Annotated in this window: 22 protein-coding genes; 10 read left to right on the forward strand and 12 right to left on the reverse strand. The window is 63.3% G+C overall.

What is annotated here, in order from left to right:
* Positions 1-238: 238 nt before the first annotated feature.
* Together ACAX43_RS03810 and galU are read left to right on the forward strand one after the other, a co-directional pair.
* Positions 239-3,118 carry a valine--tRNA ligase gene (locus ACAX43_RS03810; RefSeq protein WP_370707108.1) on the forward strand — a complete coding sequence of 960 codons (2,880 nt, stop codon included), beginning with the start codon at positions 239-241 and terminating at the stop codon, positions 3,116-3,118.
* 72 nt (positions 3,119-3,190) lie between these two features.
* Complete coding sequence (galU, locus tag ACAX43_RS03815; protein WP_370707109.1) at positions 3,191-4,072, forward strand: UTP--glucose-1-phosphate uridylyltransferase GalU; 882 nt, start codon at positions 3,191-3,193, stop codon at positions 4,070-4,072.
* 144 nt (positions 4,073-4,216) lie between these two features.
* Here galU and ACAX43_RS03820 read toward each other — a convergent pair whose 3' ends face one another.
* From ACAX43_RS03820 to ACAX43_RS03835, 4 genes are all read right to left on the reverse strand, one after another.
* Positions 4,217-4,444, reverse strand: a complete 228-nt coding sequence (locus ACAX43_RS03820) for a sulfurtransferase TusA family protein (RefSeq protein WP_025600552.1) — start codon at positions 4,442-4,444, stop codon at positions 4,217-4,219.
* A 138-nt stretch (positions 4,445-4,582) separates the two neighbouring features.
* Positions 4,583-5,623 carry a Gfo/Idh/MocA family oxidoreductase gene (locus ACAX43_RS03825; protein ID WP_370707718.1) on the reverse strand — a complete coding sequence of 347 codons (1,041 nt, stop codon included), beginning with the start codon at positions 5,621-5,623 and terminating at the stop codon, positions 4,583-4,585.
* Positions 5,623-6,639: an inositol 2-dehydrogenase gene (gene iolG / locus ACAX43_RS03830; protein ID WP_370707110.1), complete on the reverse strand. Its 1,017-nt coding sequence runs from the start codon at positions 6,637-6,639 to the stop codon at positions 5,623-5,625. Before iolG ends, ACAX43_RS03825 begins: the two co-directional genes overlap by 1 nt.
* Positions 6,632-7,513, reverse strand: coding sequence for a MurR/RpiR family transcriptional regulator (locus tag ACAX43_RS03835; protein WP_370707111.1), 882 nt, complete (start codon positions 7,511-7,513; stop codon positions 6,632-6,634). Before ACAX43_RS03835 ends, iolG begins: the two co-directional genes overlap by 8 nt.
* Before the next feature lie 273 nt (positions 7,514-7,786).
* On the opposite strand from ACAX43_RS03835, the gene ACAX43_RS03840 reads away from it, so the two are divergent.
* From ACAX43_RS03840 to iolB, 7 genes are all read left to right on the forward strand, one after another.
* Positions 7,787-8,833, forward strand: a complete 1,047-nt coding sequence (locus ACAX43_RS03840; RefSeq protein ID WP_370707112.1) for a sugar ABC transporter substrate-binding protein — start codon at positions 7,787-7,789, stop codon at positions 8,831-8,833.
* Positions 8,834-9,011: 178 nt separating this feature from the next.
* A complete protein-coding gene (locus tag ACAX43_RS03845; RefSeq protein WP_370707719.1) occupies positions 9,012-10,196 on the forward strand; it encodes an ABC transporter permease in 1,185 nt (394 codons plus the stop codon).
* Positions 10,197-10,217: 21 nt separating this feature from the next.
* On the forward strand, positions 10,218-11,015 hold the full coding sequence (locus ACAX43_RS03850) for an ATP-binding cassette domain-containing protein (protein WP_370707720.1): 798 nt from the start codon (positions 10,218-10,220) through the stop codon (positions 11,013-11,015).
* Between the two features lie 66 nt (positions 11,016-11,081).
* Positions 11,082-13,148, forward strand: a complete 2,067-nt coding sequence (iolC, locus tag ACAX43_RS03855; protein WP_370707113.1) for a 5-dehydro-2-deoxygluconokinase — start codon at positions 11,082-11,084, stop codon at positions 13,146-13,148.
* Positions 13,145-15,118 (forward strand): 3D-(3,5/4)-trihydroxycyclohexane-1,2-dione acylhydrolase (decyclizing), encoded by a 1,974-nt coding sequence (gene iolD, locus ACAX43_RS03860; protein ID WP_370707114.1) that lies wholly within the window; start codon positions 13,145-13,147, stop codon positions 15,116-15,118. The genes iolC and iolD overlap by 4 nt, the downstream gene beginning before the upstream one ends.
* A gap of 10 nt (positions 15,119-15,128) precedes the next feature.
* On the forward strand, positions 15,129-16,055 hold the full coding sequence (gene iolE, locus ACAX43_RS03865) for a myo-inosose-2 dehydratase (RefSeq protein ID WP_370707115.1): 927 nt from the start codon (positions 15,129-15,131) through the stop codon (positions 16,053-16,055).
* Positions 16,052-16,852 (forward strand): 5-deoxy-glucuronate isomerase, encoded by an 801-nt coding sequence (gene iolB / locus ACAX43_RS03870; RefSeq protein WP_370707116.1) that lies wholly within the window; start codon positions 16,052-16,054, stop codon positions 16,850-16,852. The genes iolE and iolB overlap by 4 nt, the downstream gene beginning before the upstream one ends.
* A gap of 739 nt (positions 16,853-17,591) precedes the next feature.
* On the opposite strand, the gene ACAX43_RS03875 is transcribed toward iolB, so the two are convergent.
* From ACAX43_RS03875 to ACAX43_RS03910, 8 genes are all read right to left on the reverse strand, one after another.
* The gene (locus tag ACAX43_RS03875) at positions 17,592-18,305 is read right to left on the reverse strand and encodes an ABC transporter ATP-binding protein (RefSeq protein ID WP_370707117.1); all 714 of its coding nucleotides are present in this window, start codon (positions 18,303-18,305) and stop codon (positions 17,592-17,594) included.
* A complete protein-coding gene (locus tag ACAX43_RS03880; RefSeq protein WP_370707118.1) occupies positions 18,302-19,054 on the reverse strand; it encodes an ABC transporter ATP-binding protein in 753 nt (250 codons plus the stop codon). Before ACAX43_RS03880 ends, ACAX43_RS03875 begins: the two co-directional genes overlap by 4 nt.
* Entirely contained in the window at positions 19,054-20,340 is a 1,287-nt protein-coding gene (locus ACAX43_RS03885) for a branched-chain amino acid ABC transporter permease (protein ID WP_370707119.1), read from the reverse strand. Before ACAX43_RS03885 ends, ACAX43_RS03880 begins: the two co-directional genes overlap by 1 nt.
* Positions 20,333-21,271 carry a branched-chain amino acid ABC transporter permease gene (locus tag ACAX43_RS03890; RefSeq protein ID WP_370707120.1) on the reverse strand — a complete coding sequence of 313 codons (939 nt, stop codon included), beginning with the start codon at positions 21,269-21,271 and terminating at the stop codon, positions 20,333-20,335. The genes ACAX43_RS03885 and ACAX43_RS03890 overlap by 8 nt, the downstream gene beginning before the upstream one ends.
* A gap of 4 nt (positions 21,272-21,275) precedes the next feature.
* Positions 21,276-21,725: an acyl-CoA thioesterase gene (locus ACAX43_RS03895; RefSeq protein ID WP_370707121.1), complete on the reverse strand. Its 450-nt coding sequence runs from the start codon at positions 21,723-21,725 to the stop codon at positions 21,276-21,278.
* Positions 21,726-21,860: 135 nt separating this feature from the next.
* Positions 21,861-22,391, reverse strand: a complete 531-nt coding sequence (locus ACAX43_RS03900) for an NUDIX domain-containing protein (RefSeq protein WP_370707122.1) — start codon at positions 22,389-22,391, stop codon at positions 21,861-21,863.
* Positions 22,392-22,623: 232 nt separating this feature from the next.
* Complete coding sequence (locus ACAX43_RS03905; RefSeq protein ID WP_370707123.1) at positions 22,624-23,655, reverse strand: low specificity L-threonine aldolase; 1,032 nt, start codon at positions 23,653-23,655, stop codon at positions 22,624-22,626.
* Between the two features lie 322 nt (positions 23,656-23,977).
* The gene (locus ACAX43_RS03910; protein ID WP_370707124.1) at positions 23,978-25,270 is read right to left on the reverse strand and encodes a YbfB/YjiJ family MFS transporter; all 1,293 of its coding nucleotides are present in this window, start codon (positions 25,268-25,270) and stop codon (positions 23,978-23,980) included.
* Between the two features lie 117 nt (positions 25,271-25,387).
* Between ACAX43_RS03910 and ACAX43_RS03915 the strand changes: the two genes are divergently transcribed.
* On the forward strand, positions 25,388-26,299 hold the full coding sequence (locus ACAX43_RS03915) for a LysR family transcriptional regulator (RefSeq protein WP_370707125.1): 912 nt from the start codon (positions 25,388-25,390) through the stop codon (positions 26,297-26,299).
* Positions 26,300-26,488: the final 189 nt, after the last annotated feature.

The raw sequence follows: 26,488 nt of genomic DNA on the forward strand, positions 1-26,488 counted from the left end.
TAGCATTAGCGGTTTGAGCTGCTTTCTCTTGCTTACTTCTCTTTGCAGCCGGCAAAGAGAAGTAAGTGCCGCCCCGCACAGGGGCAACGCCAATAGACCACTAACAATTCAAGGAAAGGCCAAAGCCACAGGCAACCAGACAACAAGCGCCGAGCAGGCAAAAAACCAACCCCCAAAGCCCCCGCGCGCAGCGCCGCTTATAATCGAGCATTATTCGCATTCACCAGCAGATCGACAAATGAGCGACACCCCGAGCGACACCCTCTCCACCCTTGCCAAAAGCTTCGAGCCGCACACCATTGAAGCCCACTGGGGCCCCGAATGGGAAAAGCGCGCCCACGCGGCGCCTACCTTCGACGAGAACAAGAAAGACTTCTCGATCCAGTTGCCGCCGCCGAACGTCACGGGCACCCTCCACATGGGCCATGCGTTCAACCAGACGATCATGGACGGCCTCACCCGCTATCACCGCATGCTCGGCGAAAACACCCTGTGGGTGCCGGGTACGGACCACGCGGGCATCGCCACGCAAATCGTCGTCGAGCGCCAACTGGACGCCCAAGGCGTGTCGCGCCACGATCTCGGCCGCGAAAAGTTCACCGAACGCGTCTGGGAATGGAAGCAGCAATCCGGCTCGACCATCACGAATCAGGTGCGCCGCCTGGGCGCGTCGATCGACTGGTCGCGCGAATACTTCACGATGGACGACAAAATGTCGGCCGCCGTGCGCGACGTATTCGTCCGCCTGTATGAACAGGGCCTGATCTATCGCGGCAAGCGCCTCGTGAACTGGGATCCGGTCCTGCTCACCGCCGTCTCCGACCTCGAAGTGGTCAGCGAAGAAGAAAACGGCCACCTCTGGCAAATCCAGTACCCGCTCACGGACGGCTCCGGCCATCTGACGGTCGCCACCACGCGCCCGGAAACCATGCTCGGCGACACCGCTGCGATGGTTCACCCGGAAGACGAACGCTACGCGCACCTGATCGGCAAAACAGTCACGCTGCCGCTCACCGGCCGCGAAATTCCGATCATCGCCGACGACTACGTCGACCGCGAATTCGGCACCGGCGTCGTCAAAGTCACGCCGGCGCACGATTTCAACGACTATCAGGTCGGCCTGCGCCACAAGCTGCCGCAAATCGAAATCCTCACGCTCGACGCGAAGATCAACGACAACGCACCGGAAAAATATCGCGGCCTGGACCGTTTCGAAGCCCGCAAGCAGGTCGTCGCCGACCTCGAGGCGCTCGGCGCGCTCGAATCGGTCAAGCCGCACAAGCTGATGGTGCCGCGCGGCGACCGCACGGGCGTCGTGATCGAGCCGATGCTGACGGACCAATGGTTCGTCGCGATGAGCAAGCCGGCGCCGGAAGGCACCTTCAATCCGGGCAAGTCGATCGCGGAAACGGCCTTGGGCGTGGTTCGCAGCGGCGAAATCAGGTTCGTGCCGGAAAACTGGTCCACCACGTACTATCAGTGGCTCGAAAACATTCAGGACTGGTGCATCTCGCGCCAACTCTGGTGGGGCCATCAGATCCCGGCGTGGTACGGCGAAAACGGTGAAATCTTCGTCGCCAAGACCGAGGAAGAGGCGCGCCAGAAGGCTGCGGAGGCCGGCTACACGGGCCCGCTCAAGCGCGACGAAGACGTGCTCGACACGTGGTTCTCGTCGGCGCTGGTGCCGTTCTCGTCGCTCGGCTGGCCCGACGAAACGCCGGAGCTGAAGCATTTCATGCCTTCGTCGGTGCTCGTCACCGGTTTCGACATCATCTTCTTCTGGGTCGCGCGCATGGTCATGATGACCACGCACTTCACGGGCAAGGTGCCGTTCGACACGGTCTACGTGCACGGTCTCGTGCGCGACGCCGAAGGCCAGAAGATGTCGAAGAGCAAGGGCAACACGCTCGATCCGATCGATATCGTCGACGGTATCGAGCTCGACGCGCTGGTCGCCAAGCGCACCACCGGCCTGATGAATCCGAAGCAGGCCGCGTCGATCGAAAAGAAAACCCGCAAGGAATTCCCGGACGGCATTCCGGCGTTCGGCACGGACGCGCTGCGCTTCACGATGGCGTCGATGGCCACGCTCGGCCGCAACGTCAACTTCGATCTGGCGCGCTGTGAAGGCTATCGCAACTTCTGCAACAAGCTGTGGAACGCCACCCGCTTCGTGCTGATGAACTGCGAAGGTCACGATTGCGGTTTCGGCAAGCCAGAGCAATGCGGCGAATGCGGCCCGGACGGCCATCTGAATTTCTCGTCGGCCGACCGCTGGATCGTTTCGCGCCTGCAACGCGTGGAAGCGGAAATCGCCAAGGGCTTCGCCGACTATCGCTTCGACAATGTGGCCAACGCCCTATACAAGTTCGTATGGGACGAATACTGTGATTGGTATCTCGAACTCGCCAAGGTTCAGATCCAGACGGGTCAGCCGAACCAGCAGCGCGCAACGCGCCGCACGCTGCTGCGCGTGCTCGAGACGGTGTTGCGCCTCGCGCATCCGGTGATTCCGTTCATCACCGAGGCGCTGTGGCAAAAAGTTGCACCGCTGGCGGGTCGTTATCCCGAGGGGAAAGCCGAGGGTGAAGCGTCCATCATGGTGCAGCCTTACCCTGTTGCAGAACCGTCGAAGATCGACGAAGACGCGGAGCAATGGGCGGCCGACCTGAAAGCAGTGATCGATGCGTGCCGGAATCTGCGTGGCGAAATGAATCTGTCGCCGGCGGTCAAGGTGCCGTTGCTCGCTACCGGCAACGCGGAGCGTCTGCGCACCTTTGCTCCGTACGCTCAGGCATTGGCCCGTTTGTCGGACGTGCAGATCATTGCCGACGAGGCGACGCTGGACGCGCAAGCAGATGGCGCGCCAATTGCTATCGTAGGAAATGACAAGCTGGTGTTGAAGGTGGAGATTGACGTAGCCGTGGAGCGTGAGCGCCTGTCGAAGGAAATCGCGCGACTCGGCGCGGAAGTCGTCAAGTGCAATGCCAAATTGCAGAATGAAAGCTTTGTTGCAAAGGCGCCGCCGGCTGTCGTTGAGCAGGAGCAGAAAAGGCTGGCAGAATTCGAAACCACTATCGGCAAGCTGAAAGCCCAATTGGGCCGTTTGCCGGCCTGATCGGCGCTCCATGTCAGCCTCATGGCGGGCCGACAGGGACTCAAGCTAAACCAGAGGATTCAGGGTAATCACATGCTAAAAGTTACAAAGGCGGTATTTCCGGTAGCAGGTCTTGGCACCCGGTTCCTCCCTGCCACGAAGGCAAGTCCCAAGGAAATGCTGCCGATCGTCGACAAGCCGCTGATTCAATATGCGGTGGAAGAAGCCATGGCGGCCGGCATCACCGAAATGATCTTCGTCACGGGCCGCAGCAAGCGCGCGATCGAGGACCATTTCGATAAGTCATACGAAATCGAGGCTGAACTCGAAGCGCGTGGCAAGGACAAGCTGCTGGAACTCGTACGCAGCATCAAGCCGAGCCATGTCGATTGCTTCTACGTGCGCCAGCCGGAAGCGCTTGGCCTCGGCCACGCGGTGATGTGCGCCGAAAAACTGGTGGGCGACAATCCGTTCGCCGTCATCCTCGCCGACGACTTGCTGTACGGCACGCCGCCCGTCATGACGCAGATGATCGAGGTGTTCGACCACTATCACAGCTCGGTGATCGGCGTCGAAGAGATCCCCACTCAGGAAACCAAGTCGTACGGTATCGTCGACGGCAAGGAGTGGGAAGACTCGATCATCAAGATGTCGGGCATCGTCGAAAAACCGGAACCGAGCGCCGCGCCGTCGAATCTCGGTGTGGTGGGCCGCTATGTGTTGAAACCGCGTATCTTCGAACATCTGCGCGCGCTGAAGCCGGGCGCAGGCGGCGAATTTCAGCTGACGGACGCGATTCAATCGCTCCTCGCCGATGAACAGGTACTGGCGTACAAGTACCACGGCACGCGTTTCGACTGCGGCAGCAAGCTGGGTTACCTGAAGGCGACGGTCGAGTTCGCGCTGCGTCACCCGGAAGTGGCAGCCGATTTCGAAGAGTATCTGCGTACCCGTTCGCCGGTGCTGGAAGGCTGAACGGCTGCGCGTTGCGTGAATTAGCCGGGTCGACAGTCGACAGCATCAGCCGGACGTAAAAAAGACGCTGTGCCCGCATTCGCGGGCACAGCGTCTTTTTTTTGGGGTCGCTCGGTTAGGGGCGCGAGGTTAAGCGCTAGCGCGTCAGCGACGTTTCATCAAAAACGTGAAAACCTTGTCGTGCGCCGAGCTCTCGACGATTTCATTGCCGGTTTGCTTGGCAAACGCGGCGAAATCGCGCTGCGAGCCCGGATCGGTGGCCAGCACCTTGAGAATCTGGCCGCTTTCCATGTCGGCGAGCGCCTTCTTGGCGCGCAAAATGGGCAGCGGGCACATCAGCCCGCGCGCATCGACTTCCTTGTGAACCTGAATTTGCATCGACGATGACCTTCGGGATGAGGCGTCGTTCGCGACGCCGGGGAGAGGGTCAAATTCTACAGCAGGCGTCATTTAGCCGCCCGACCTGACGCTGTCGTGCCGATTATCGCAATCCGGCAGCAATAAAGCGCCCTACAGCGTCACCGCCTGCCCGCTTTGCAGCGACTGCCGCAGCGCCATTCCGATCCGCGTCGCTTCGAGTGCGTCGGCTAGCGTAGCCCCCGTTTGCGCGTGCGATGCCGCCCCGCCCTGCACCGCCGCAACGAAAGCACGCGCCTCGTGCAGAAACGCGTCTTCGAACCGATCGAAAAAGCTCGGCGTGCATTCGTTGCGGATGCCCGAGGCGTCGTAGATCTCGACGCGATTCGCCCGCGGATTGTGGCCGATCGCAAGCGCCCCGGCCGTGCCGATCACTTCGCTGTGCGTGTCGTTGCCGTGCGCTTGCGTGCGCGATGCGTAGAACATCGCGAGCTTGCCGTCTTCGAATTCGCAGATCGCCACGCCATTATCGACATCGCCGAATTCCCGCAGACCTTCGTGCAGCGCGACCGCGCCCGCCGCAAACACGCGTTTGGCGCGCGGCTTGCCAAGCAGCCAGCGCGCGACGTCGATGTCGTGCACGGTGCAGTCCAGGAAGATGCCGCCGGAGGTCGCCGCGAAGCGCACGAAGAAGCCGTCGTTGTCGTTCTTGTCGGTGGTTTGCGAGCGCACAAGGAAAGGTCTGCCGATCGCGCCGGACTGGATCTTGTCGAACGCATCCTTGTAACTCGGATCGAAACGGCGCATGAAGCCGATGGTCACCAGCAGATGGGGATAGCGCGCGGCTTCAGCCAATACGCGCTCGCACTCCGCGAGATCCAGCGACAGCGGCTTCTCGCAGAACACATGTTTGCCGGCGCGCAATGCATCGACGATCTGTTGCGCGTGCAACGACGACGGCGTGACGAGCCACACCGCGTCCACCTCGCGATCGGCGAGCAGGTCCGCATAATCGTCGTAAAGACGCGGTTCGGGCAACGCCTCGCGCGCCCACACCCGCTCCTCTTCCAGCGGGCTGCAAGCGGCCACGAGCGCTGCACCCGGCACGCGGTACGCCAGATTCTCCGCGTGACGCTTGCCCAAACGGCCCAAGCCGACCACGCCCAAACGAAGCCGCCCGCCGACCGCCTTCATCACGATGCCTCGCCGAGTTTCACGGCGCGGCCCTCACGCCACGAGCGGGTGGCGGCTTCGGCGAGTTCGAGCGCTTTCAGACCGTCGGCGACGGTCGTACGCACCGGCTTGCCGCGCGTGACCGCGTCGAAGAAATGGGCGATTTCCAGTGCGTAAGCCGCGCGATAGCGTTCAAGAAAAAACGCCTCGGGCACGTCGCTCGACACTTCCGTTCTCGAATACGCGGTGACCTCGGTAGGCCGCACATTGCCCGCCTGCAGCATGCCGGTGCTGCCGAGCACTTCGAAGCGCTGGTCGTAGCCATAGGCCGCACGCCGCGCGGTATTGATCTGGCAGAGGCGCCCGCGCTTCGTGCGGATCGTGACCGCAGTCGAATCGATATCGCCGGCTTCGGCAATCGCTGGATCTGAAAGACAACTGCCGGTGGCGTGCAGCGTGTCGGCTTCGTCGTCGAGAATCCAACGGAAGATGTCGAAGTCGTGAATCAGCATGTCCTTGAAGATGCCGCCCGAGTGCTTGATGTACTCGACCGGCGGTGCACCCGGATCGCGGCTCGTCACCACCAGCATTTCCGGCGTGCCGATCTCGCCCGCATCGATGCGCGCTTTCAACGCGGAAAACGTCGGGTCGAAGCGGCGCTGAAAGCCGATCATGCAGACCACGCCGGCACGCTCCACCGCTTTCGCGCAGGCTCGCGCGCGTTCCAAAGCCAGGTCCACGGGCTTCTCGCAGAACACATGCTTCTTCTGCGCAGCCGATTTCATGATCAGATCCGCGTGCGTGTCCGTGCTCGAACAGATCACCGTCGCGCCAATCGACGCATCGCCCATCGCGCCCTCGATATCCGCAACTTGCGCGCCATGCTCGGCGGCGAGCGCCGCGGCCGCCTCGCGATTCACATCGACCACATACTTGAGCCGCACGCCCGGTTGCCGTGCGAGATTCGCCGCATGAATCTTGCCGATACGTCCCGCGCCGAATACCGCTACGTCGATCGTCTTGACCGCCTCAGTCATCGTATCCTCCCGTGTCCCTGGATTCTTCCACGTTCAATTCGAGCTTGTACGCGAGCGCGATGAACAACGCCTGGCACAAACAGATCGTGCTGGTCAGCGAACGGAATGCAAACGCGCTGCCCTCTTTCACATACAGTTGCGCGGTGGCGTAGCGCGCGAGCGGCGAAAGTTGGCTATCCGTAATAACCAGCGTCTTCGCCTGATGATGATGGGCGACGCGCAGGCAATACTGCGTTTCTTTCCCGTACGGCGCAAAGCTGATTGCGATCACCACGTCGCCCTTCTTCACACTGCGAATCTGCTCGCGGTACATGCCGCCGAAACCGGACACCAGATGCACGCGCTTGGGCGTGTGCTGCAACGCGTAGACAATGTAGCTCGCCACCGGAAACGAGCGCCGCACGCCGATCACATAGATGTTGTCCGCCTGCTGAAGCATCTTCACTGCGGCGTCGAACTGCTTGTCGTCGAGCCCGGCTTCAAGTTCTTCGAGGCCGCCCCGTGACGCCGCGATGAATTCACGCGCGACCGCGCCCCCGGACAACGCGCCGGGTTTCTCGTCGATCAGCTTGCGAATGCGTTGCTGATAACTCGGCGACGAAGTGCCCTGCCCCGTATAAGCCTGACGAAACACCGCCTGCAGATCGGAGAAGCCGGAAAAACCGAAGCGCTGCGCAAAACGCACTACTGCGGACGGATGCACACCGCAACTCGCGGCAATATCGCTGGTGCGATCCACCATCACGCTCGAGCGATGTTGTTCGAGATAGGTCGCGACATTCTTCAATTGACGCGGCAACGCCTCGTAGTTTTCCGCGATGCGCTGCATCAATTCTTCGACACTCGGCAAGTCTTCGGTGCTCTCTTCCGCCATGGCTCTCTCTTCGTTGCTTATTGCAGTGCGGGAGACGCTTTCAAAGGCCGCCGCACGACGTCCTGACGCTGCCGATTATAGGCAGGCCTCTCCTCGAATGGAATGTATTTTCCATTTTTATTTGTCATGAAATTTTAATTGCAACGCTTCGGAAGATGACCTAATCTTGGTCGTGAGCGATGGTGCTTCGGCAACTGCATGTGACCGTTCACCCGGCGCAACCGCCCGCCCGCCGCTCCCTTCAATAACGACAGACCGAGAAAGGTGGAGACAATGAGACTTTGCAAGGGCAAGGCTACGCTCAGGATTCTGGTGACGGCATTGACGTTGGCGACGGGATTCGGTGCGGCGTCGGCCGCCCGCGCGGCTGACGCTCACTTCGTGCTGATCAGTCACGCGCCGGATTCGGATTCGTGGTGGAACACCATCAAGAACGCCATCAAACAGGCCGACGAGGATTTCAACGTCGAGACCGATTACCGCAATCCCCCGAACGGCGACATCGCCGACATGGCGCGTCTGATCGAACAGGCCGCCGCGCGCAACTACGACGGCGTAATTGTCTCGATCGCCGACTTCGACGTGCTCAAGAGTGCGATCGCCAAGGTCACTCAAAAACACATCCCGCTCGTCACGATCAACTCCGGTACCGAGGAGCAAAGCGCGCAGTTGGGCGCAATCATGCACGTCGGCCAGCCTGAATACGCCGCGGGCAAGGCGGCCGGTGAAAAGGCGAAGGCAGCGGGCATCAAGTCGTTCCTGTGCGTGAACCATTACGCGACCAATCCGGCTTCGTTCGAACGCTGCCGAGGCTTTGCCGACGCGATCGACGTCGACTTCAAGGCCGCCACGCTCGACGCCGGCCAGGATCCGACCGGCGTGCAATCGAAAGTGAGCGCGTATCTGCGCAATCACCCGAACACCCAGGCGGTGCTCACGCTCGGCCCGCTGTCGGCCGCGCCGACGATCAAGGCACTGAAGCAGATGGGCCTCGCCGGCAAGGTCTGGTTCGCCACCTTCGACTTCGACAGTGACATCGCGAAGGGCATCCAGGATGGCACGATCCAGTTCGCGATCGACCAGCAACCCTACCTCCAAGGCTATATCCCGGTCGCCGTGCTCGCTATCGTGAAAAAGGAACACACCACCGATCCGGCGAAGATCCGCCAGATCCTGCAGGCGAATCCGAAGTTCCAGCAACGCCTCGCCACCTACGGGCTCGCGCCCGCCTACGGGCCGCGCAATATCGGCTCCGGCCCGGGTTTCATCACCAAGGCCAATATCGACAAGGTCGTCAAGTACGCCGGGCAGTACCGCTAACGCATTTCGCAGGAAGTGAGGACACGGGCAAACCGTTCCGGCAGATATGAAGAAAGTGGATGCGGCCGGCCGCGATCGGCCCGGCCGCCCCACGCCCGCGTTCGTCACGTTTTACGTGCATCACGCGCCACGCGGTCCGCCAACGGCTGCTACTCACCGGCGCATCAAGGAGAGCTTTATGGGCGTAGCCAACCCCTTCCACTCACATCACCGCAAGCAGCCCCCTTCGGGAACGCAGACGCCTTCAGCGTCGACGTCCAGCGGTGCGTCCGCGGCGTCCGACGAGCGTGTACGCAAGGAATCATGGTTCCGGCATCTGCTGAACCGTCCGGAATTCGCCGCCCTGGCCGGCACCGTGATGGTGTTCCTCGTGTTTGGGTTGGCGGCCGGCAACTCCGGCATGTTCAACCTCGACGGCGTGATGAACTGGTCGCAGGTGGCCGCGTATCTCGGCTTGATTGCCGTTGGCGCATGCGTGCTGATGATCGCCGGCGAATTCGATCTGTCGATCGGCTCGATGATCGGCTTTGCGGGGATGATGGTCGCGCTGCCCACCATGTACTTCCATTGGCCGATTGCATTGTCGATCGTGTTTGCGTTCGCGGGTTCGATGCTGCTCGGCGCGCTCAACGGCTACCTGGTCATGCGCACGCGGCTGCCATCGTTCATCGTGACGCTGGCGTTTCTGTTCATCCTGCGTGGGCTCACGCTAGCGCTGTCGGTCATGTTCGCGGACCGCACGATCATCTCCGGCGTGGGCGACGTTGCCGCCCACGACTGGCTCGCCCATACCTTGTTTCAGGGCGTCGCGTTCAAGGGCCTGTTCATCTGGCTAGGCCACATGGGTGTCGTGAAACTGCTCGACAACGGCAATCCGCTCGTGCCGGGCATTCCGAAAGTCCTTCTCTGGTGGTTCGCGCTTGCCGCAGTCTGCGCGTTCACACTCGCCAAGACCCGCTTCGGCAACTGGATTTTCGCGGTCGGCGGGGACGCCAATGCAGCGAAGAACGTCGGCGTGCCGGTGCGGCGCGTGAAGATATCGCTCTTCGTTCTGACCGCGTTCTGTGCGTGCCTGTTCGCCGTGCTGCAAGTGTGCGACATCGGCTCGGCCGCGGCCGACCGCGGCCTGCAGGCCGAATTCGAAGCCATCATCGCGGCGGTGATCGGCGGCACGCTGCTGACCGGCGGCTACGGCTCGGTGATCGGCGCCTGCTTCGGCGCGCTGATCTTCGGCGTCGTGCAGATCGGCATCACCTACACGAATGTCGACTCCGACTGGTTCCGCGTTTTCCTTGGCGTGATGCTGCTGTTCGCCGTGCTTTTCAACCACTACGTGCGCAGTCGCGTCTCGGCGTCCCGCTAACAGGAGTTCATGATGACCGCCATGCAATCGACCGGCGACGACACCATTCTCGCGCTGGAAAAGGTCAGCCGCTATTTCGGCAATGTGATCGCGTTAAGCGACGTCACGTTACGGCTCAAACGCGGCGAAGTGCACTGCCTGCTCGGCGACAACGGCGCGGGCAAATCGACGCTGATCAAAACCCTCGCAGGCGTGCACAAGCCCTCGTCCGGACAGTATCTCGTGGACGGCCAGCCCGTCCTGTTCGAGTCGCCGAAAGACGCGCTCGATCTCGGTATCGCCACCGTCTATCAGGATCTGGCGCTGGTGCCGTTGCTGTCGGTTGCGCGCAACTTCTTTATGGGCCGCGAGCCGCAGAAAAAATTTTTCGGCTTCCTGAACGTGATGGACCTGGAAACCTGCGCCACCACCTCCCGCGACAAACTCGCGGAAATGGGCATCAACGTGCGCGACCCGCATCAGCCGATCGGCACGATGTCCGGCGGCGAGAAGCAATGTCTCGCGATTGCACGGGCGATCCACTTTGGCGCGCGCGTACTGATTCTCGACGAACCTACCGCCGCGCTCGGCGTCAAGCAGAGCTTCAATGTGCTGAAGCTGATCCACACGGCGCGCGCGAAAGGCATCTCGGTGATCTTCATCACGCACAACGTGCACCACGCGTATCCGATCGGCGATTCGTTCACGCTGCTCAATCGCGGTAAATCGCTCGGCACGTTCACGAAGGAAACCATCAGCAAGGACGAAGTGCTCGACATGATGGCCGGCGGCGCCGAGATGCAGAAGATGATCGGTGAACTCGAAGGCACGACGATCTGATTCATTCGCGCGGCTTTTCCGGCGCTTGCCGCGCCGGTCGCCGCGCCCAGCCATTCAGGAACATTCATGGATCATTCCAGCACATCCAGCGGAACCGGGGTCGCGAACGGCAGCGGGTCCACGTCCGCTTCGGCGGCCACGGCCAGCCGCTTCGCGCCGGGCCGCAGCCGCGACATCGTCTGCCTTGGCCGCCTCGCTGTCGATCTGTACGCGCAGCAAGTCGGCGCACGGCTCGAAGACGTGTCGAGCTTCGCGAAGTATCTCGGCGGTTCGTCGGCGAATATCGCGTTCGGCTGCGCGCGGCTCGGCCTTGCATCGGCGATGCTGGCGCGCGTCGGCAACGATCACATGGGCCGGTTTCTGACCGGGACGTTGACGAAGGAAGGCTGCGACGTCAGTCATGTACGCATCGATCAGGAGCGCTTGACCGCTCTCGTTCTGCTGGGTTTGAAAGACCGCGATACGTTTCCGCTGATCTTCTATCGCGAGAACTGCGCGGATATGGCGGTGGATGAAGCGGATTTCGACGAAACGTACATCGCATCGTCGAAAGCGCTCCTGATCACCGGCACGCACTTTTCGACCGAGCAGGTGAACCGCACGAGCCGTCGCGCGCTGGATTACGCACGGCGCAACCAGGTGCGCACCGTGCTCGATATCGACTACCGCCCGGTGCTGTGGGGTCTCACGGGCAAAGCCGATGGCGAAACCCGCTTTGTCGCCAGCGAAGGCGTGACCGCGCATCTGCAGCGCATTCTGCCTTTTTTCGATCTGGTGATCGGCACTGAAGAGGAATTCCGCATCGCCGGCGGCAAGACCGAACTCATCGACGCGCTCGCGATGGTGCGCGCCGTGACACCGGCGACGCTCGTCCTGAAGCGCGGACCGATGGGCTGCCAGATTATCGACGGCAAGGTCCCCGCAACGCTTGACGATGTGCCGATTCAAGGCGGCGTAGAAGTTGAAGTCCTCAACGTGCTCGGTGCGGGCGATGCCTTCGCCTCGGGCTTTCTCTCAGGATGGTTGCGCGATCAACCGCTCGAAGCCTGCGCGCGTGCCGCGAACGCGAGCGGCGCGCTGGTCGTATCGCGTCACGGTTGCGCCCCCGCCATGCCGACGCCCGCCGAACTCGACTACTTCCTGCGCGAAGCAAAAGCCGATCCGCACCGCATGCGCCGCCCCGACCGCGACGCGACGCTCGCGCGCCTGCATCGCGTCTCCCCTGCCCGCAAACAATGGCAGGAAGTGCTCGGCTTCGCGTTCGATCACCGCAACCAGTTCTTCGAACTCGCGCAGCAAACTGGCGCCGACGAAGCGCGCATCGCGCAACTCAAGGGCTTGTTCGTCGAAGCCGTCGCGCAAACGGAAAACACCCTGGATTTGCAAGGCCGCATCGGCGTATTGATCGACGACCGTTACGGTCAGGATGCGTTGAACGCTGCAACCGGCCGCGGCTGGTGGATCGGCCGACCTGTTGAACTACCCGGTTCCGTGCCGCTCGTGTTCGACCACGGCCGCTCGATCGGCACATCGTTGATCGCGTGGCCGCAGGAGCACGTCGTCAAGTGCCTCGTGCAATTCCATCCCGACGAACCGGTCGAGCAACGTCTCGAACAGGAAGCCCAGTTGCGCACGCTTTATGACGCGACGCAAGCAAGCGGCCATGAATTGCTGCTCGAAGTGATCCCGCCAAAGCACGCGCATCTGCCGCAAGCGCCGGACGTCGTGTATCGCGCGTTGAAGCGCCTGTACAACATCGGCATCTATCCGGAATGGTGGAAGCTCGAACCAATGGACGCCGCTCAATGGCAAGCAGTCGATGCGCTGATCGCCGAGCGCGACCCCTACTGCCGGGGGGTGGTGCTGCTCGGCTTGTCGGCGGGTGTCGAGCAATTGAACGAGGGCTTTCGCGCGGCGGCGCAATCGGCAACGTGCCGAGGTTTTACCGTGGGCCGCACGATCTTTCACGAGCCGAGCCATGCCTGGCTGGCAGGCGAAATCGGCGACGACGAACTGATCGCGCGGGTGCGCCGTACGTTCGAAACGCTGATCGCGTCATGGCGTGCGACGCGCGGAGCGACTACCGCGCAGCCCACCCCGGGAAGCCACGCACATCAGGAGCAGGCGGCATGAACGAGCACGTATTGCATCACGATGCGGCGTCCGCCAACGACGCCACCCAGGCCCACGCGCCATCGGGCGGCACCCTCCGCCTGACGACCGCCCAGGCGCTCGTTCGCTATCTTGCCGCGCAACGCGTCGCGACCGAAGACGACGATGGCACCGAGCCGCTCTTTGGCGGCATGTTCGCGATCTTCGGTCACGGCAATGTGGCCGGCATGGGCGAAGCGTTATATCAGCATCGCGAAGCGTTGCCCACACTGCGCGCCCATAACGAACAGGCGATGGCGCATAGCGCGATCGCCTATGCCAAGGCGCACTTCCGCCGCCGCATGATGGCCGTCACGACCTCGATCGGACCGGGCGCCACCAATCTGATCACGGCGGCCGCGCTCGCGCATGTGAACCGTCTGCCTGTGCTGCTGTTGCCCGGCGACGTGTTCGTCTCGCGCGCGCCCGATCCGGTGTTGCAGCAAGTTGAAGATTTCCATGACGGCGGGGTCTCCGCCAACGATGCGTTCAAACCGGTGTCGCGCTACTTCGACCGCATCGTGCATCCGGCGCAGTTGCTCAACGCGTTGCCCCGCGCCGTGCGTGTGCTCACCGACGCTGTCCTGTGCGGGCCCGTCACGCTCGCGTTGCCGCAGGACGTGCAAGCGCAGGCATGGGATTTCCCTGCTGATTTTTTTGCGCCGCGCGTCGTCACGTTTCATTCCCCCGCGCCGCGTGCCGAAGACATCGAGGCAGCTTTTGTCCGTCTGCGTCGCGCCAAACGTCCGCTGATCGTCGCGGGCGGCGGCGTGCTCTATGGCCGCGCGAGCGATGCACTGCACCGCTTCGCGACCGCGCACGGCATTCCGGTGGCGGAAACGCAGGGCGGCAAAGGTTCGCTTGCATGGAACGATCCGCTGAACGCCGGCGCGTTGGGCGTGACCGGCTCGCCTGCTGCGAACGCGCTCGCACACGATGCCGACTGCGTGCTGGCGATCGGCACACGCTTGCAGGATTTCACCACCGGCTCGAACACCTTGTTCACCCAGGCCGACGTGATCGGTATCAACGCCAATCCGTTCGACGGCCTCAAGCATCGCGCGCTGGTCGTCGAAGCCGACGCACGTCTTGCGCTGGAGGCGCTCGCCGAACCCCTGCAAGGCTGGCACGCGGACCGCACCTGGACCGCGCGCGCACACAAACTCGCGGCGAGCTGGCGCGATACCGTGAGTACGCTCACGCATGCACCGCAACGCGATACCGTGCTGCCCTATGAAGGCGACGTGATCGGCGCGGTGCAGCGCTCGAAGGCGAGGTCCGCGACGGACGACATCGTGGTCTGCGCTGCCGGCACCTTGCCGGCCGAATTGCATAAACTGTGGCGCGCCGGCAAACCGGGCGCGTATCACGTCGAATACGGCTACTCGTGCATGGGTTACGAGATCGCCGGCGGCCTCGGCGTGAAGCTCGCGCGCCCCGCGCGTGAAGTGATCGTGATGCTCGGCGACGGCAGCTATCTGATGATGAACAGCGAGATCGCGACCTCGGTGATGGTGGGCGCGAAGCTGATCGTCGTGGTGCTCGACAATCGCGGCTACGGCTGCATCAACCGCTTGCAGCAGGCCTGCGGTGGCGCGCCGTTCAACAACCTGCTCGACGACTGCATGCAAGGCCCGTTCGGCGCCCCGAGGATCGATTTCGCTGCCCATGCGCGCGCGCTCGGTGCGCAGGCCGAGCACGTCGCGAACATCGTCGAACTTGAAGCTGCCTTGCAACGCGCGCGCGCCGCCGACCGCACTTACGTCATCAGCATCGACACCGACCCTGCCCGTACTACCGACGACGGCGGCTGGTGGTGGGAAGTGGCCGTGCCCGAAGTATCGGCGCGCGACACCGTGCGCGCCGCGCGTGCGCAATACGACGCGCAACTCACCGCACGCGCCGCGGCGGCCGACCCCACTGATCGCCCCGGTCACATCGATCACGAATAAGGACGCCCGCATGACTGCTTTCGACGTACGTATCGGCATCAACCCGTTATCGTGGATGAACGACGACCTGCCTTCGCTCGGCGGCGAAACGCCGCTCGAAGTCGCGCTCACAGAAGGACGCCAGATCGGCTACCAGGGCTTCGAGCTCGGCAACAAGTTTCCGCGCGAGCCACAGGCACTGAAGACGCTGCTCGCCCAATACGATCTGGCCTTGGTATCCGGCTGGTATTCCGGACGGCTTGCACGGCGCAGCGTGGAAGAGGAAATCGCCTCGGTCGGCCCGCATCTCGACCTGCTCGCCCAGAACGGCGCGACGACGATGGTGTATGGCGAAGTCGCCGATTCGATCCAGGGCGCACCGCAACCGCTGTATCAACGGCCGCGCTTTTTCAGCGAAGCGCAGTGGGCCGCGTATGCGGCGCGCGTCGAGGAATTCGCGCGCTATACGCTGAGCCGCGGCGTACGGCTTGCTTATCACCATCACATGGGCGCGTATGTCGAGACACCGGCTGACGTCGACCAACTGATGTCGCGCACCAGCGACGCCGTCGGCCTCCTATTCGACGCCGGGCATATTACGTTTGCGGGCGGCGACCCGCTTGCGGTCCTCGATAAACATATCGGACGTGTGTGCCACGTGCACTGCAAGGACGTTCGGCCGGCGGTGATGAAGCTGGCACGCAATCGTAACTGGAGTTTTCTCGACGCGGTGATCAACGGCGCATTCACGGTGCCCGGCGACGGCGCGGTGAATTTTCCGGCGATCATCGATCGATTGAAGCGGCACGGCTATCGCGGCTGGCTGGTCGTCGAGGCGGAACAGGACCCGGTGGTGGCGCCGTCGTTTGAATATGCACAGAAAGGATTCAGGACGTTGCGGACATTGGTTGATGCGCCGCTTGACGCAAGTGACAAGACTAAGCAGGAGGCAGCATGAGTTTATTGGTGAAGGCGCAGCGCGAAGGCCAGACGATCGCGCGGGTGACGCCGGAGTCGGCGTGCTGGCGGTATGTGGGATTTGCTGCCTATCGACTGGAGGCGAAGGAGGTTGTGCATGTGTTTGAGCCGTCTCGAGAGATTTGCATAGTGGTGCTCGCGGGCGCGGTGGATATTGAAACCGCTGACGCTACCTGGCGTTCGCTGGGGTCGCGCGATAGCGTGTTCGAAGATGCTGCGCCGTATGCGGTGTATTTGCCGCCTGGGGTTCGGGTGACCGTTCGCGCTTGCCGCGATGCTGAGGTTGGCGTGGCGAGTGCGCCTGCCAAGGGCGCCTATCCGGCGAGGTTGATTGAGCCTTCGGCGATGAAACGCTCCACGCGTGGGAAGGGGCTGAATACGCGATATGTATGCGATATTCTTCCGCAGACTGAGCTTGCGGAGTCTTTGCTGGTGGTTGAGGTTCGGACGCCCGGTGGGCATGCCTCAAGCTATCCGCCGCATAAGCACGATACCGATAATGTGCCTCATGAGAGCTCGCTCGAAGAGACTTACTATCATCGGCTCGATCCGCCGCAAGGGTTTGCTTTTCAGCGCGTGTATACCGATATGCGTGATATCGATGAGTCGATGGCCGTTGAGGATCACGATGTCGTGATGGTGCCTCGGGGATATCATCCTGTGGTTGTTCCCTATGGGTATGAGTCTTATTATTTGAATGTCATGGCCGGGGGGCAGCGGGTTTGGCATTTTCGTAATGATCCGGCGCATGAGTGGATTATTACTAAGGATAGTTAAGGGATTTTTTTTGCCTTTGGCGGCGGTATTTGGGGGTGGTTTTTTTATGGCTTTGGCCTTTCCTTGATTTGTTTGTGGTCTATTAGCGTTGCCCCTGTGCGGGGCGGCACCTACTTCTCTTTGCCGGCTGCAAAGAGAAGTAGGCAAGAGAAAGCAGCTCAAACCGCTAATGCTAAGCGGCTCCCGCAGTCGGCCAACGGTAGTGGCCCCGTGGAATCCGTGCCCTCCCACCTCAAGCGTTAGTGACAAAGGACTCATTAGCTCCCACTCCGCACTGCGTGCGTCGCGGACCGGTCTGCATGGGAAAACAGGCGCTTCGTTCGAAAACGGGGGGCCATCGGCTTCGCCTCGGCGCGGCGCCGAAACAGGCGATGGTTTGGAACTACTCTTCGGCGCGCGCAGCGCCGCCGGAAGTATGACGCCCTTGTCACTAGCGCCGAATGTGCGAGAGCACGGATTCCACGGGGCCACTATCGTTGGCCGACTGCGAGAGCCGCTTAGCATTAGCGGTTTGAGCTGCTTTCTCTTGCTTACTTCTCTTTGCAGCCGGCAAAGAGAAGTAGGTGCCGCCCCGCACAGGGGCAACGCTAATAGACCACAAACAAATCAAGGAAAGGCCAAAGCCATAAAAAAAAACCACCCCAAATACCGCGGCGAACGCCAGCCAAGCAGTCAGACGCCGAGACCCACGCTACAACACAAGAAACGCGTAACCACGCCCCCCTACGCTACACCTCGGCTACCCCACGCCGAGCCATTCCTGCATCACATCGGGACGCTTCAAAAACGACGCAAGCTCGCCGTCGAAGACGATCTCACCATGTCCCATCACCGCAACCCGGCTGGCGATATCTTGCGCGATCACAAGCCGCTGTTCGATCAGCAGCATCGCCACGCCGCGACCACGCAGCATCCGCAGACACTGCGCGACCTGCTCCATCACCTGGCTCGCCAGCCCCTCGCCGGGCTCGTCGATGACCAGCAGATCGGGGTCGCCGAGCAGCGAGCGGGCGAGCGTCAGCATCTGCTGCTCCCCGCCCGATAATGCGCCGGCTCGCGTGCGCTTTCTTTCGCGCAGAACGGGAAACAGTGCGTAAGCGTCGTCGAAGGCGAAGCGCGGCGTGCGGCTGCGAGCGCGCGGCGCGACACCGAGTTGCAAATTCTCTTCGACGCTTAGCGTCGGAAAGACGTCGCGATGCTCCGGCACGTAACCGAGTCCCAGGCGGGCGATCTCGAAGGTGCGCAGGCCGCCGAGTGCGTGGCCGGCAAACTGCAATGCACCCTCGCTGCGCACGAGGCCCATGAGCGCGCGCGCCAGCGTCGAGCGGCCGGAGCCGTTGCGCCCGACCAGCGCGACGACCTCACCCGCGTCGATCCGCAACGTGACGCCATGCAACGCCTGGCTCGCGCCGTACCAGGCGTTCAGTTGCCGAATGTCGAGTAAGGCGGTCATGTGCGCAAGCCATCGCCGAGATAAGCGGCGCGCACCGCCGCATTCGCGCGAATCGCCGCAGGTGTGCCGGTCGCGATGATGCGGCCTTGCACCAGTACGGAAATCCGATCGGCGATGGCGAACACAGCGTCCATGTCGTGCTCGACCATCAGCAGCGTGCGGCCGGCGCTGGTCGAGCGAATCAGTTCGATGGCGCGTGCCGCTTCGGCGCGGTTCATGCCGGCGGTGGGCTCATCGAGCAGCAAGGTGTGCGCGCCACCCGCGAGCGCGAGGCCGAGGTCGAGCGCGCGCTGCTCGGCATAGCTAAGCGTGCCGGCCTGGATTTGCCGGCGCGCGCTTAAGCCCACTGCTTCGAGCACCTGCTCGGCGCGCGTGTCCACCACGCGTGAGCCGCTGAAACGCTGCCACCAGCGCGTGCGGTCGCGCTCGGCCAGCATGGCCGCACAGCGCAGGTTGTCGAACACGCTGAGGCGCGCGAACACGCTGGTGGTCTGAAAACTCCGTGCGAGGCCACGGCGCGTAATCGCGGCCGGCGATAGACGCGTGATCTCCGCGCCGAACAGATCGATGCGCCCGGCGCTCGGCCGCGCGCCTCCTGCGATCAGATTGAAGAGCGTCGACTTGCCGGCGCCGTTCGGGCCGATCAAAGCATGGCGCTCGCCTGGCTGGATCGCAAGATCGACGCCCCGCAAAATCTGCGTGGCGCCGAAGCGCTTTTCGATGCCGTAAAGCGCAAGGGCCGGAATCATCACGCGTCTCCGATGGTCGGCGTGGCGCGGGCGCGAACGGCAAGACGTGCTTGTGCCCGAACCGCGTAGCGCGCTGCGAGCGCCCCCAGCGCGGCCAGAGCGAAAACCGCAGCGCCGAGCCAAAGGTGCGACCAGGCCGTCGCCAGCGGCATGCCGATGACGTTGAAGGCCGCGCCATCGTCCGCGCCGAATTGCGCGGCGTATGCCCACTGCACCGCGAGCACAACGGCCGGCGTCCACAGCAACACAGATACCGCGCCCCATAGATAAGCCGCCCCGCACATGCGCCAGCCGTATGTGGCGACGCGTGCCGTGTGCCGCTGTACAAAGGCCGCCAGTCCATCCGGCGACGCCACGACGATCACGATAAAGAACAGTCCCAGATAGAACAGCCATGCCCGCGTGACGCTCGCCACCGCGACGCTGAAAAACGTCAGGACGACCGCGCCCGCGACCGGCCCGAAAAACGCCGCCGTACCGCCGATCACCGTCGCAATCAGCACGGCGCCCGAGCGCATCATGCCGACGCTTTCCGTCGACACCAATTCGACATTGATCAGCCCCAGGGTGCCTGCGATGCCCGCAAAAAACGCGGACATCACCACCACGCCGTAGCGGATGCGGCGCGGATAGCAGCCAATCGCCGCAGCGCGCGCCGGATTGTCGCGCACGGCATTGGCGAGCCGCATGAAGGGTGTGCGCGACAACGCGAACATCGCCACGCTCGCCAGCACGCACCACAGCGCGATCAGCGCATACGCCTCACGAGCCGGGCCGAAACGCCAGCTTGCGAGCATCGGCCCGCTCGCGCGATCGATCGGCACGCCGGCCTCGCCGCCGAACCAGTCGGGCAGCGTCCACGCGGCTGCCGCGACGAGTTCGCCGATGCCAAGCGTGATCATCGCGAAGGCCGTGCCGGCGCGCCGCGTCGAGACGAAACCGAACAGCACGCCGCACAGCGCGGCGCCAATGCCGCCGATCAACGGCAGCAGCACGAGCGGCACGCCGACGCGGTTGAACACCTGCGCGGCGATGAGCGCGCCGAGGCCGGAATAAGCGGCATGACCGAACGACAGCAAACCCGTCTCGCCGAGCAGCAGGTTGTACGAGAGCGCGAACACGATCATCGCCGCGGTCTGCGCGAGATAGGCGAGCAACCAGCCTTGTGGCCACACAAAGGGCGGCACGGCGAGGAACAGGACGAGCGCGAGCCACGGCGCAAGCGGGCGCCACATTGGGCGCGCCGCTCCGGCGTGCCATGCGGATGGGTCCGGCGGCTCACGCATGGTCGTCACGCCGGCCGAAAAGTCCGCGCGGGCGCAACGCCAGCATCGCGACGAGCAGCAGATAGGGAATCAGCGGCGCGAGTTGCGCGAGCGTCAGCGTGTCCCATCCGGACGGCAGCGCGCCTCCGAAAATCGACGTGAAATCGCCCAACGACACGTCGCTCGCCACGGCAAAGGTCTGCACGCAGCCGACGATCAGCGACGCCGCCAGCGCCCCGCTCAGCGAACCCAATCCGCCGATCACCACCACCACGAACACGATCGACCCCAGCGAGTCCGCCATCGCCGGTTCGATCACGAAGAGCGGCGCGCCGATCACGCCGGCCAACGCCGCGAGCGCCGTGCCCGCCGCGAACACGCCCGTGAACACGCGCGGCACGTTGTGGCCGAGCGCTTCGACGGCGCTCGCGTGCGTGAGCGCGGCGCGTACGATCAGCCCCGCCCTGGAGACCCGCAGCACCGCATACAGCGCCGCCAGCATCGCCAGCGACACCGCCATCATGAAGGCCCGATAGCGTGCGAAGGCTGCGCCGTAGACGGTGAACAACGGCCCATCGAGCGCGGCTGGAACGGTCGCACTGAGGGGACTCAAGCCCCAGCCGAGCTTGACGAGTTCGCCGAGCACATACGCGGCGCCGAAAGTCAGCAGCAACTCGGGGAGATGACCATGCACCCGCACGCGGCGCAGCAACCAACGCTCCAGTGCCGCGCCGATCAAGCCGACGATCAGCGGCGCGACCCCCAGCGCAGTCCAGAAACCCGCATGCGCCGCCACTGAAAAGCCGACGTAAGCGCCAAGCATATAGAAGCTCGCGTGCGCGAAATTCAGCACGCCGAGCATGCTGAAAATCAGCGTCAAGCCCGCCGACAACATGAAGAGCAGCAGGCCGTAACTGACACCATTGAGCAGATTGATGACGAACGACTGCACGCGCCTATTCCGCTTGCTCAGCGACGGTCAGCGGTTCGAGCGCCGCGCGCAATGGCGCAGGCAGCGCGACAGGACGACGCGTGACGCGATCCACGTACACGTGCACGAAATGGCCCTGCGCGGCGGGTTGATCTTCGCCTTCCTTGAAAAGCCCCACTTCGTAATGCACGCTCGACGTGCCGAGCCGCACCACCCGCAAGCCCGCTTCGACGCGCTCGGGAAACACCAGCGGCGCGAAGTAGTTGCAATGCGTCTCGACCACGAGGCCGATCGTCGGACCGTGCTCGATGTCGAGCGCACCGGCGCGGATCAGATACTCGTTCACCACCGTGTCGAAGTAGCTGTAATAGATGACGTTGTTCACGTGGCCGTAGACGTCGTTGTCCATCCAGCGTGTGGTGATCGGCAGAAAATGCGGGTAGGCGGTTCGCGCGGCGGGTGCGGGTTTGTTCATCGTAGCGTGGCGTAGGGGTTGGCTTGCTGATTGTCCTGGTGGTTATCGTGGAGGGAGCGGCCCGGTTAAGTAGATACAGGCCATACCGTGCTCCTCCCCGAGCGCGAAATCCTGGGTCAGGCTCGTTGTCCAGGCTTACTGCCCCGGCTTTTCGACAAACTCGAACGGCAAGCCGCGCCGCCGCATCCATTCGCCGAGCGCTTGACCGGTGCCCGCGCGCCATGGCCGCAATTTCGCCGGCTCGATCAGCCGGTATTCGAGCAATTCCGGCGACAGCGCGATCGTTCCGTACGCCTTCACGTGATACGCGATGATGAGTTCGTTCTTGCGAATGAATTCATACACGCCGATCAGCTCGACCGTCTCCGTGTGCAGTGAGGTTTCTTCCAGCACTTCGCGGGCGATGCCCTCTTCCGGGGTCTCGCCGTTTTCCAGAAATCCGGTGATCAGCGCGAACATGCCTTCCGGCCACGCAGCGTTGCGCGCGAGCAGGATCTTGCCCTCGTACTCGACGATCGCCGCGACCACCGGCAGCGGATTATTCCAGTGGACGTAGCCGCATTCCATATCGGGACAGGTCTGACGAAGGCGGCCGCCTTCGTGCTCGGCATCGGCGCGCTCGATCAAGGGCGTGGCGCAGCGCGGACAAAATCGGTGTTCGGTCATGGCGAGTGGGTCGTCTCTTTGTGTTTTGGGTCTGATTATGTTGGGCGTCGAGCTTGCGTGCCGCGCGCTGTTCGGCGCATTGTCAAGTGCGAGGTTTCAACGCCTCGTGCAGCGTCTCGTTCCTGCGCCTCGTGCAGCGTCTCGTTCCTGCGCCTCGTGCAGCGTCTCGTTCCTGCGCCTCGTTCATGCATTTCGTTCCTACGTCTGGGTCACCACGCGGTTCCAGCGCGATTCACGCCGCGCATAGTTCGCGCACTTCGGCTGCGAAACGCTCGACGGTTTCGGGCTGCGTGTCCCAGGCGCACATCAGCCGGCAACCGCCCGCGCCGATGAACTCGTAGAACTTCCAGCCCCGCGCGCGCATCGCTTTGGCGGCTTGCGCAGGCAGTTGCGCAAAGACCGCGTTCGATTCGCCCGGGAACATGATGCTGACGCCGGGGATTTCCTGCAACCGCGATTGCAGCAATTGCGCCATCGCATTGGCATGACGCGCATTGCGCAGCCAAACGTCGTTGTCGAGCAGACCGAGCCACGGCGCGGAGATGAAGCGCATCTTCGAAGCCAGTTGGCCGGCCTGCTTCAGCCGGTAGGCGAAATCGTCGGCGAGCGCGCGGTCGAAGAACACCACGGCTTCACCGACCGGCAAACCGTTCTTGGTGCCGCCGAAGCACAGCACGTCGACGCCCGCGCGCCACGTGATCTCGGACGGATGCACATCGAGCGCCGCGACCGCGTTCGCAAAACGCGCGCCGTCCATATGTACCTTCAGATGACGCCGCTTGGCGATCGCCGCAATCGCGCGCACTTCCTCGACGCTGTAGACGGTGCCCACTTCCGTCGCTTGCGTGAGCGTGACGACCTTCGGCTTCGGGTAGTGAATGTCCGCGCGGCGCGTGACGACGGCTTCGATCGCGTCCGGCGTGAGCTTGCCGCCGACACCCGGCGCGGTCAACAGCTTCGAGCCGCCCGAAAAGAACTCGGGGCCGCCGCATTCATCGGTTTCGATATGAGCCAGTTCGTGGCAGATCACCGAGTGATACGACTGGCATAGCGACGCCAGCGCCAGCGAATTGGCGGCCGTGCCGTTGAACACGAAAAACACTTCGCAGTCGGTCTGAAACAACTCGCGCAGACGATCGCAGACCTGGTTGGTCCAGGAATCGTCGCCGTAGGCCGGCTCGTGGCCGCTGTTGTTGGCGGCGATCAGCGCGTCGAGCGCTTCGGGACAGATGCCGGCGTAGTTGTCGGACGCGAAATGTTGCATGGCAGGCGGCGCGCCCGGCGACAGGCGCGCTCAGATGACGGGAAAGCGGTCATTTTAGTGCGCTGGTGAGTTATTTGTTTTTCGATCGCTTGCCGGAACGTGGGGTGGCGGGTTCGACAGTGGCGTGTTTTCGCTGAACTGTTGAGCGAATGGCTTGCCGTCCGACCGCATCGGTGGCAACAACTGAAGCAGTAGATTTTGGACGGCGGCATGCTCAACACTTACGTGTTTCGCCGAGACGCAAGACCGACGAGCGTACCGTGCGCGCGGCGGCGGGCGGTTGCCGCGGATCAGTCCCCGCCCGGCGTCGCCAGGAAAGCAGTTAGTTGCAACCGCAATTGGGCATGCGGTCGCGGCCGCGAGGCATGCGCGCCACGATGACCAGGCCGGCCGCGCCAAGCACCAGCGCCCCGGCCGCCAGCCATAGCGCCGGCGAAAACGACCCTGTGTGTGCGGCGATCGGCGCGGCCACCAGCGGACCGATGATCTGACCGACACCATATGCCGCGGTCGCATAGCCCATCAGGCCGGCCGCCTCGTCGCCATGCAGACGCCGTGCTTCGCGCATCGCGAACAGCGTAATCGCCGTGAACGGCAGACCGATCAGGATGCTGCCGAGCGAAAAGCCGCCCGCCGTCGGCCAGACGATCCCGAGGGCAATGCCGCAGGCTTGCAGCACGTAGCAGCCGGCGAGCAGCGCGCGGTTGTCCCAATGTACCGGCAGGCGCGCCGCCAGCAGCGCGCCGACGATCAACGCCACCCCGAACATCGGCCAGAACAGATCGGGCCAGGACGAGCCTGGCAGCGCGTGGCGTGCGATCACCGGCAAGAACGTCGCGGTGATGATGTAGCCGAAGCCGGGCACACCGTAGAGCACGATTAGCCAGAAGGCGTCGGCGCGGTGCGGCGTGCGGCCTGTGGGGGGCTGGCCGGTGGGCGCGTGTTGGCTTGCAAGAACGCGTGTGGCTGCCGCGCTTGTACGGAGAGCCGCGCCTCCCGAGGTGGTATCGGACGCGGTCCTGAACACCGGCCAAATCACCATCGACAACACCGCGGCGATGAGCCCGAAGCCGATCCACCCCGCCGTCGCGCCATAGCCGCCGGCCACGCTGACCAGCAGCCCCGTCCCGACGATGCCGACGCCCGGGCCCGTATAGATCACCCCGCCCCACCCGTGCGCGCCGAGCTCCGCGAGCCGCCGCAATCCCCACTGCGATGCGAACACGAAGGTCCACGCGCTGACCACGCCGGCGACGAAGCGCACGACGGCCCACACCCAGAACTGGTCTGTCAGGCCCATCGCCAGCGTCAGCAAGACCGTCACCACAAGCCCGACGCGCACCATGCGCGCCGGCGCGACCCGCAGCGCCGCGCAGGTGACGGCACCGACGAAATAGCCTGCGTAGTTGAACGACGCGAGCCAGCCGCCATGCTGGATATCGAGCTGCGGCTGACCGAAGGCGCCGCCGTGGAGCATCAACGGTAAGAGCGGCGTGAACGCGAAGCGTCCAATGCCGAGCGCCACGGCCAGCGTGAGCATGCAGGCGAGCGCCGCGCGGCGGGCGGCGTGAGGTTCGGCGGTGGCTTCGTGCGCGCTGGAGGTGAGATCGTTCATGGGCAGACGTTAAATGAAATCGGGCCGGCGGTCACCGGTTCTTCCATCCATATTAGCTTGACCTTTCAATCACTAAAAATGAATAATTCGGATATCACCCATCACCGAGAGAGAATCATGGATCTGGCCGCCTTGACCATTTTCCGTGCTGTCGTGCGGGAAAACGGCGTGACGCGCGCCGCCGCCAAGCTCAATCGCGTGCAATCGAATGTGACGACGCGCATCAAGCAGCTTGAGGAGCAACTCGGCACCGACCTGTTCATCCGTGACGGCCGCCGCCTCGTTTTGACGCCCGCGGGTGAGACGCTGCTGCCCTACGCGGAACGTTTGCTCGCGCTCGCCGACGAGGCGCGTCATGCGGTGCGCGAGGACCGTCCGAGTGGGCGTTTGCGTTTGGGCACGATGGAAAGCGTCGCGGCGACGCGTCTACCCGGATTGCTCGCGCGCTATCACCAGCAGTGGCCGGATGTCGCGCTCGAACTCGAAACCGGCACAACGGGCAAGTTGATCGAACGGGTCCGCGAATTCGAAGTGGATGCCGCGTTGGTAGCGACGCCACTCGATCCTGCTGCACTTGGCGAAGTATTCGAAACGGTGCCGGTATTCAGGGAAGAGCTGGTGATGCTGACGCCGCGGGGGCATCGGCCGATTCGCGAGGTGCGGGATGTTGCTCTATCGACGCTAATCGCGTTCGAGCGCGGATGTGCTTATCGGGCTTATATCGAGAAGTGGTATCTGGAGCATGGTGTGAGGCCAGCCAGGGTGCTGGAGCTGGGTTCTTACCATGCAATTGTGGCTTGCGTCGCCGCCGGCGCAGGGGTGGCCGTGGCGCCGAGGTCAGTGCTGGATTTGCAAGCCGATGCCAGCAATATCGCGGTTCATGAGCTTCCCGACATTGGCATGATTGAAACGCTGCTTGTCTGGCGGCGAGGGCATTTTTCTTCCGCGCTCAATGCGTTGAGGCAGACCCTCGTGGCGCGGGAGGATGCGGCAACGGTGGCTGCGGCGGCTGTGACAGGCGTAGCTTGAACCTTTGCCCGCCCGACGTCGGGAATGCGCGACGGCGACCGTTATAAGACGAACCATCAACCGCACCGCGCCAAGCCACGCAGAGGAAAAACAAAGCGCGACGAGGCACGCACAACCCAACGAGGCACGACAAGGAGCGGTCGGGTCCAAAAAACCGAAGGCCACGCGAGACGCCCAGATAACCGGCGC

It is taken from the genome of Paraburkholderia sp. IW21, assembly GCF_041321145.1.
Taxonomy (GTDB): Bacteria; Pseudomonadota; Gammaproteobacteria; order Burkholderiales; family Burkholderiaceae; genus Paraburkholderia.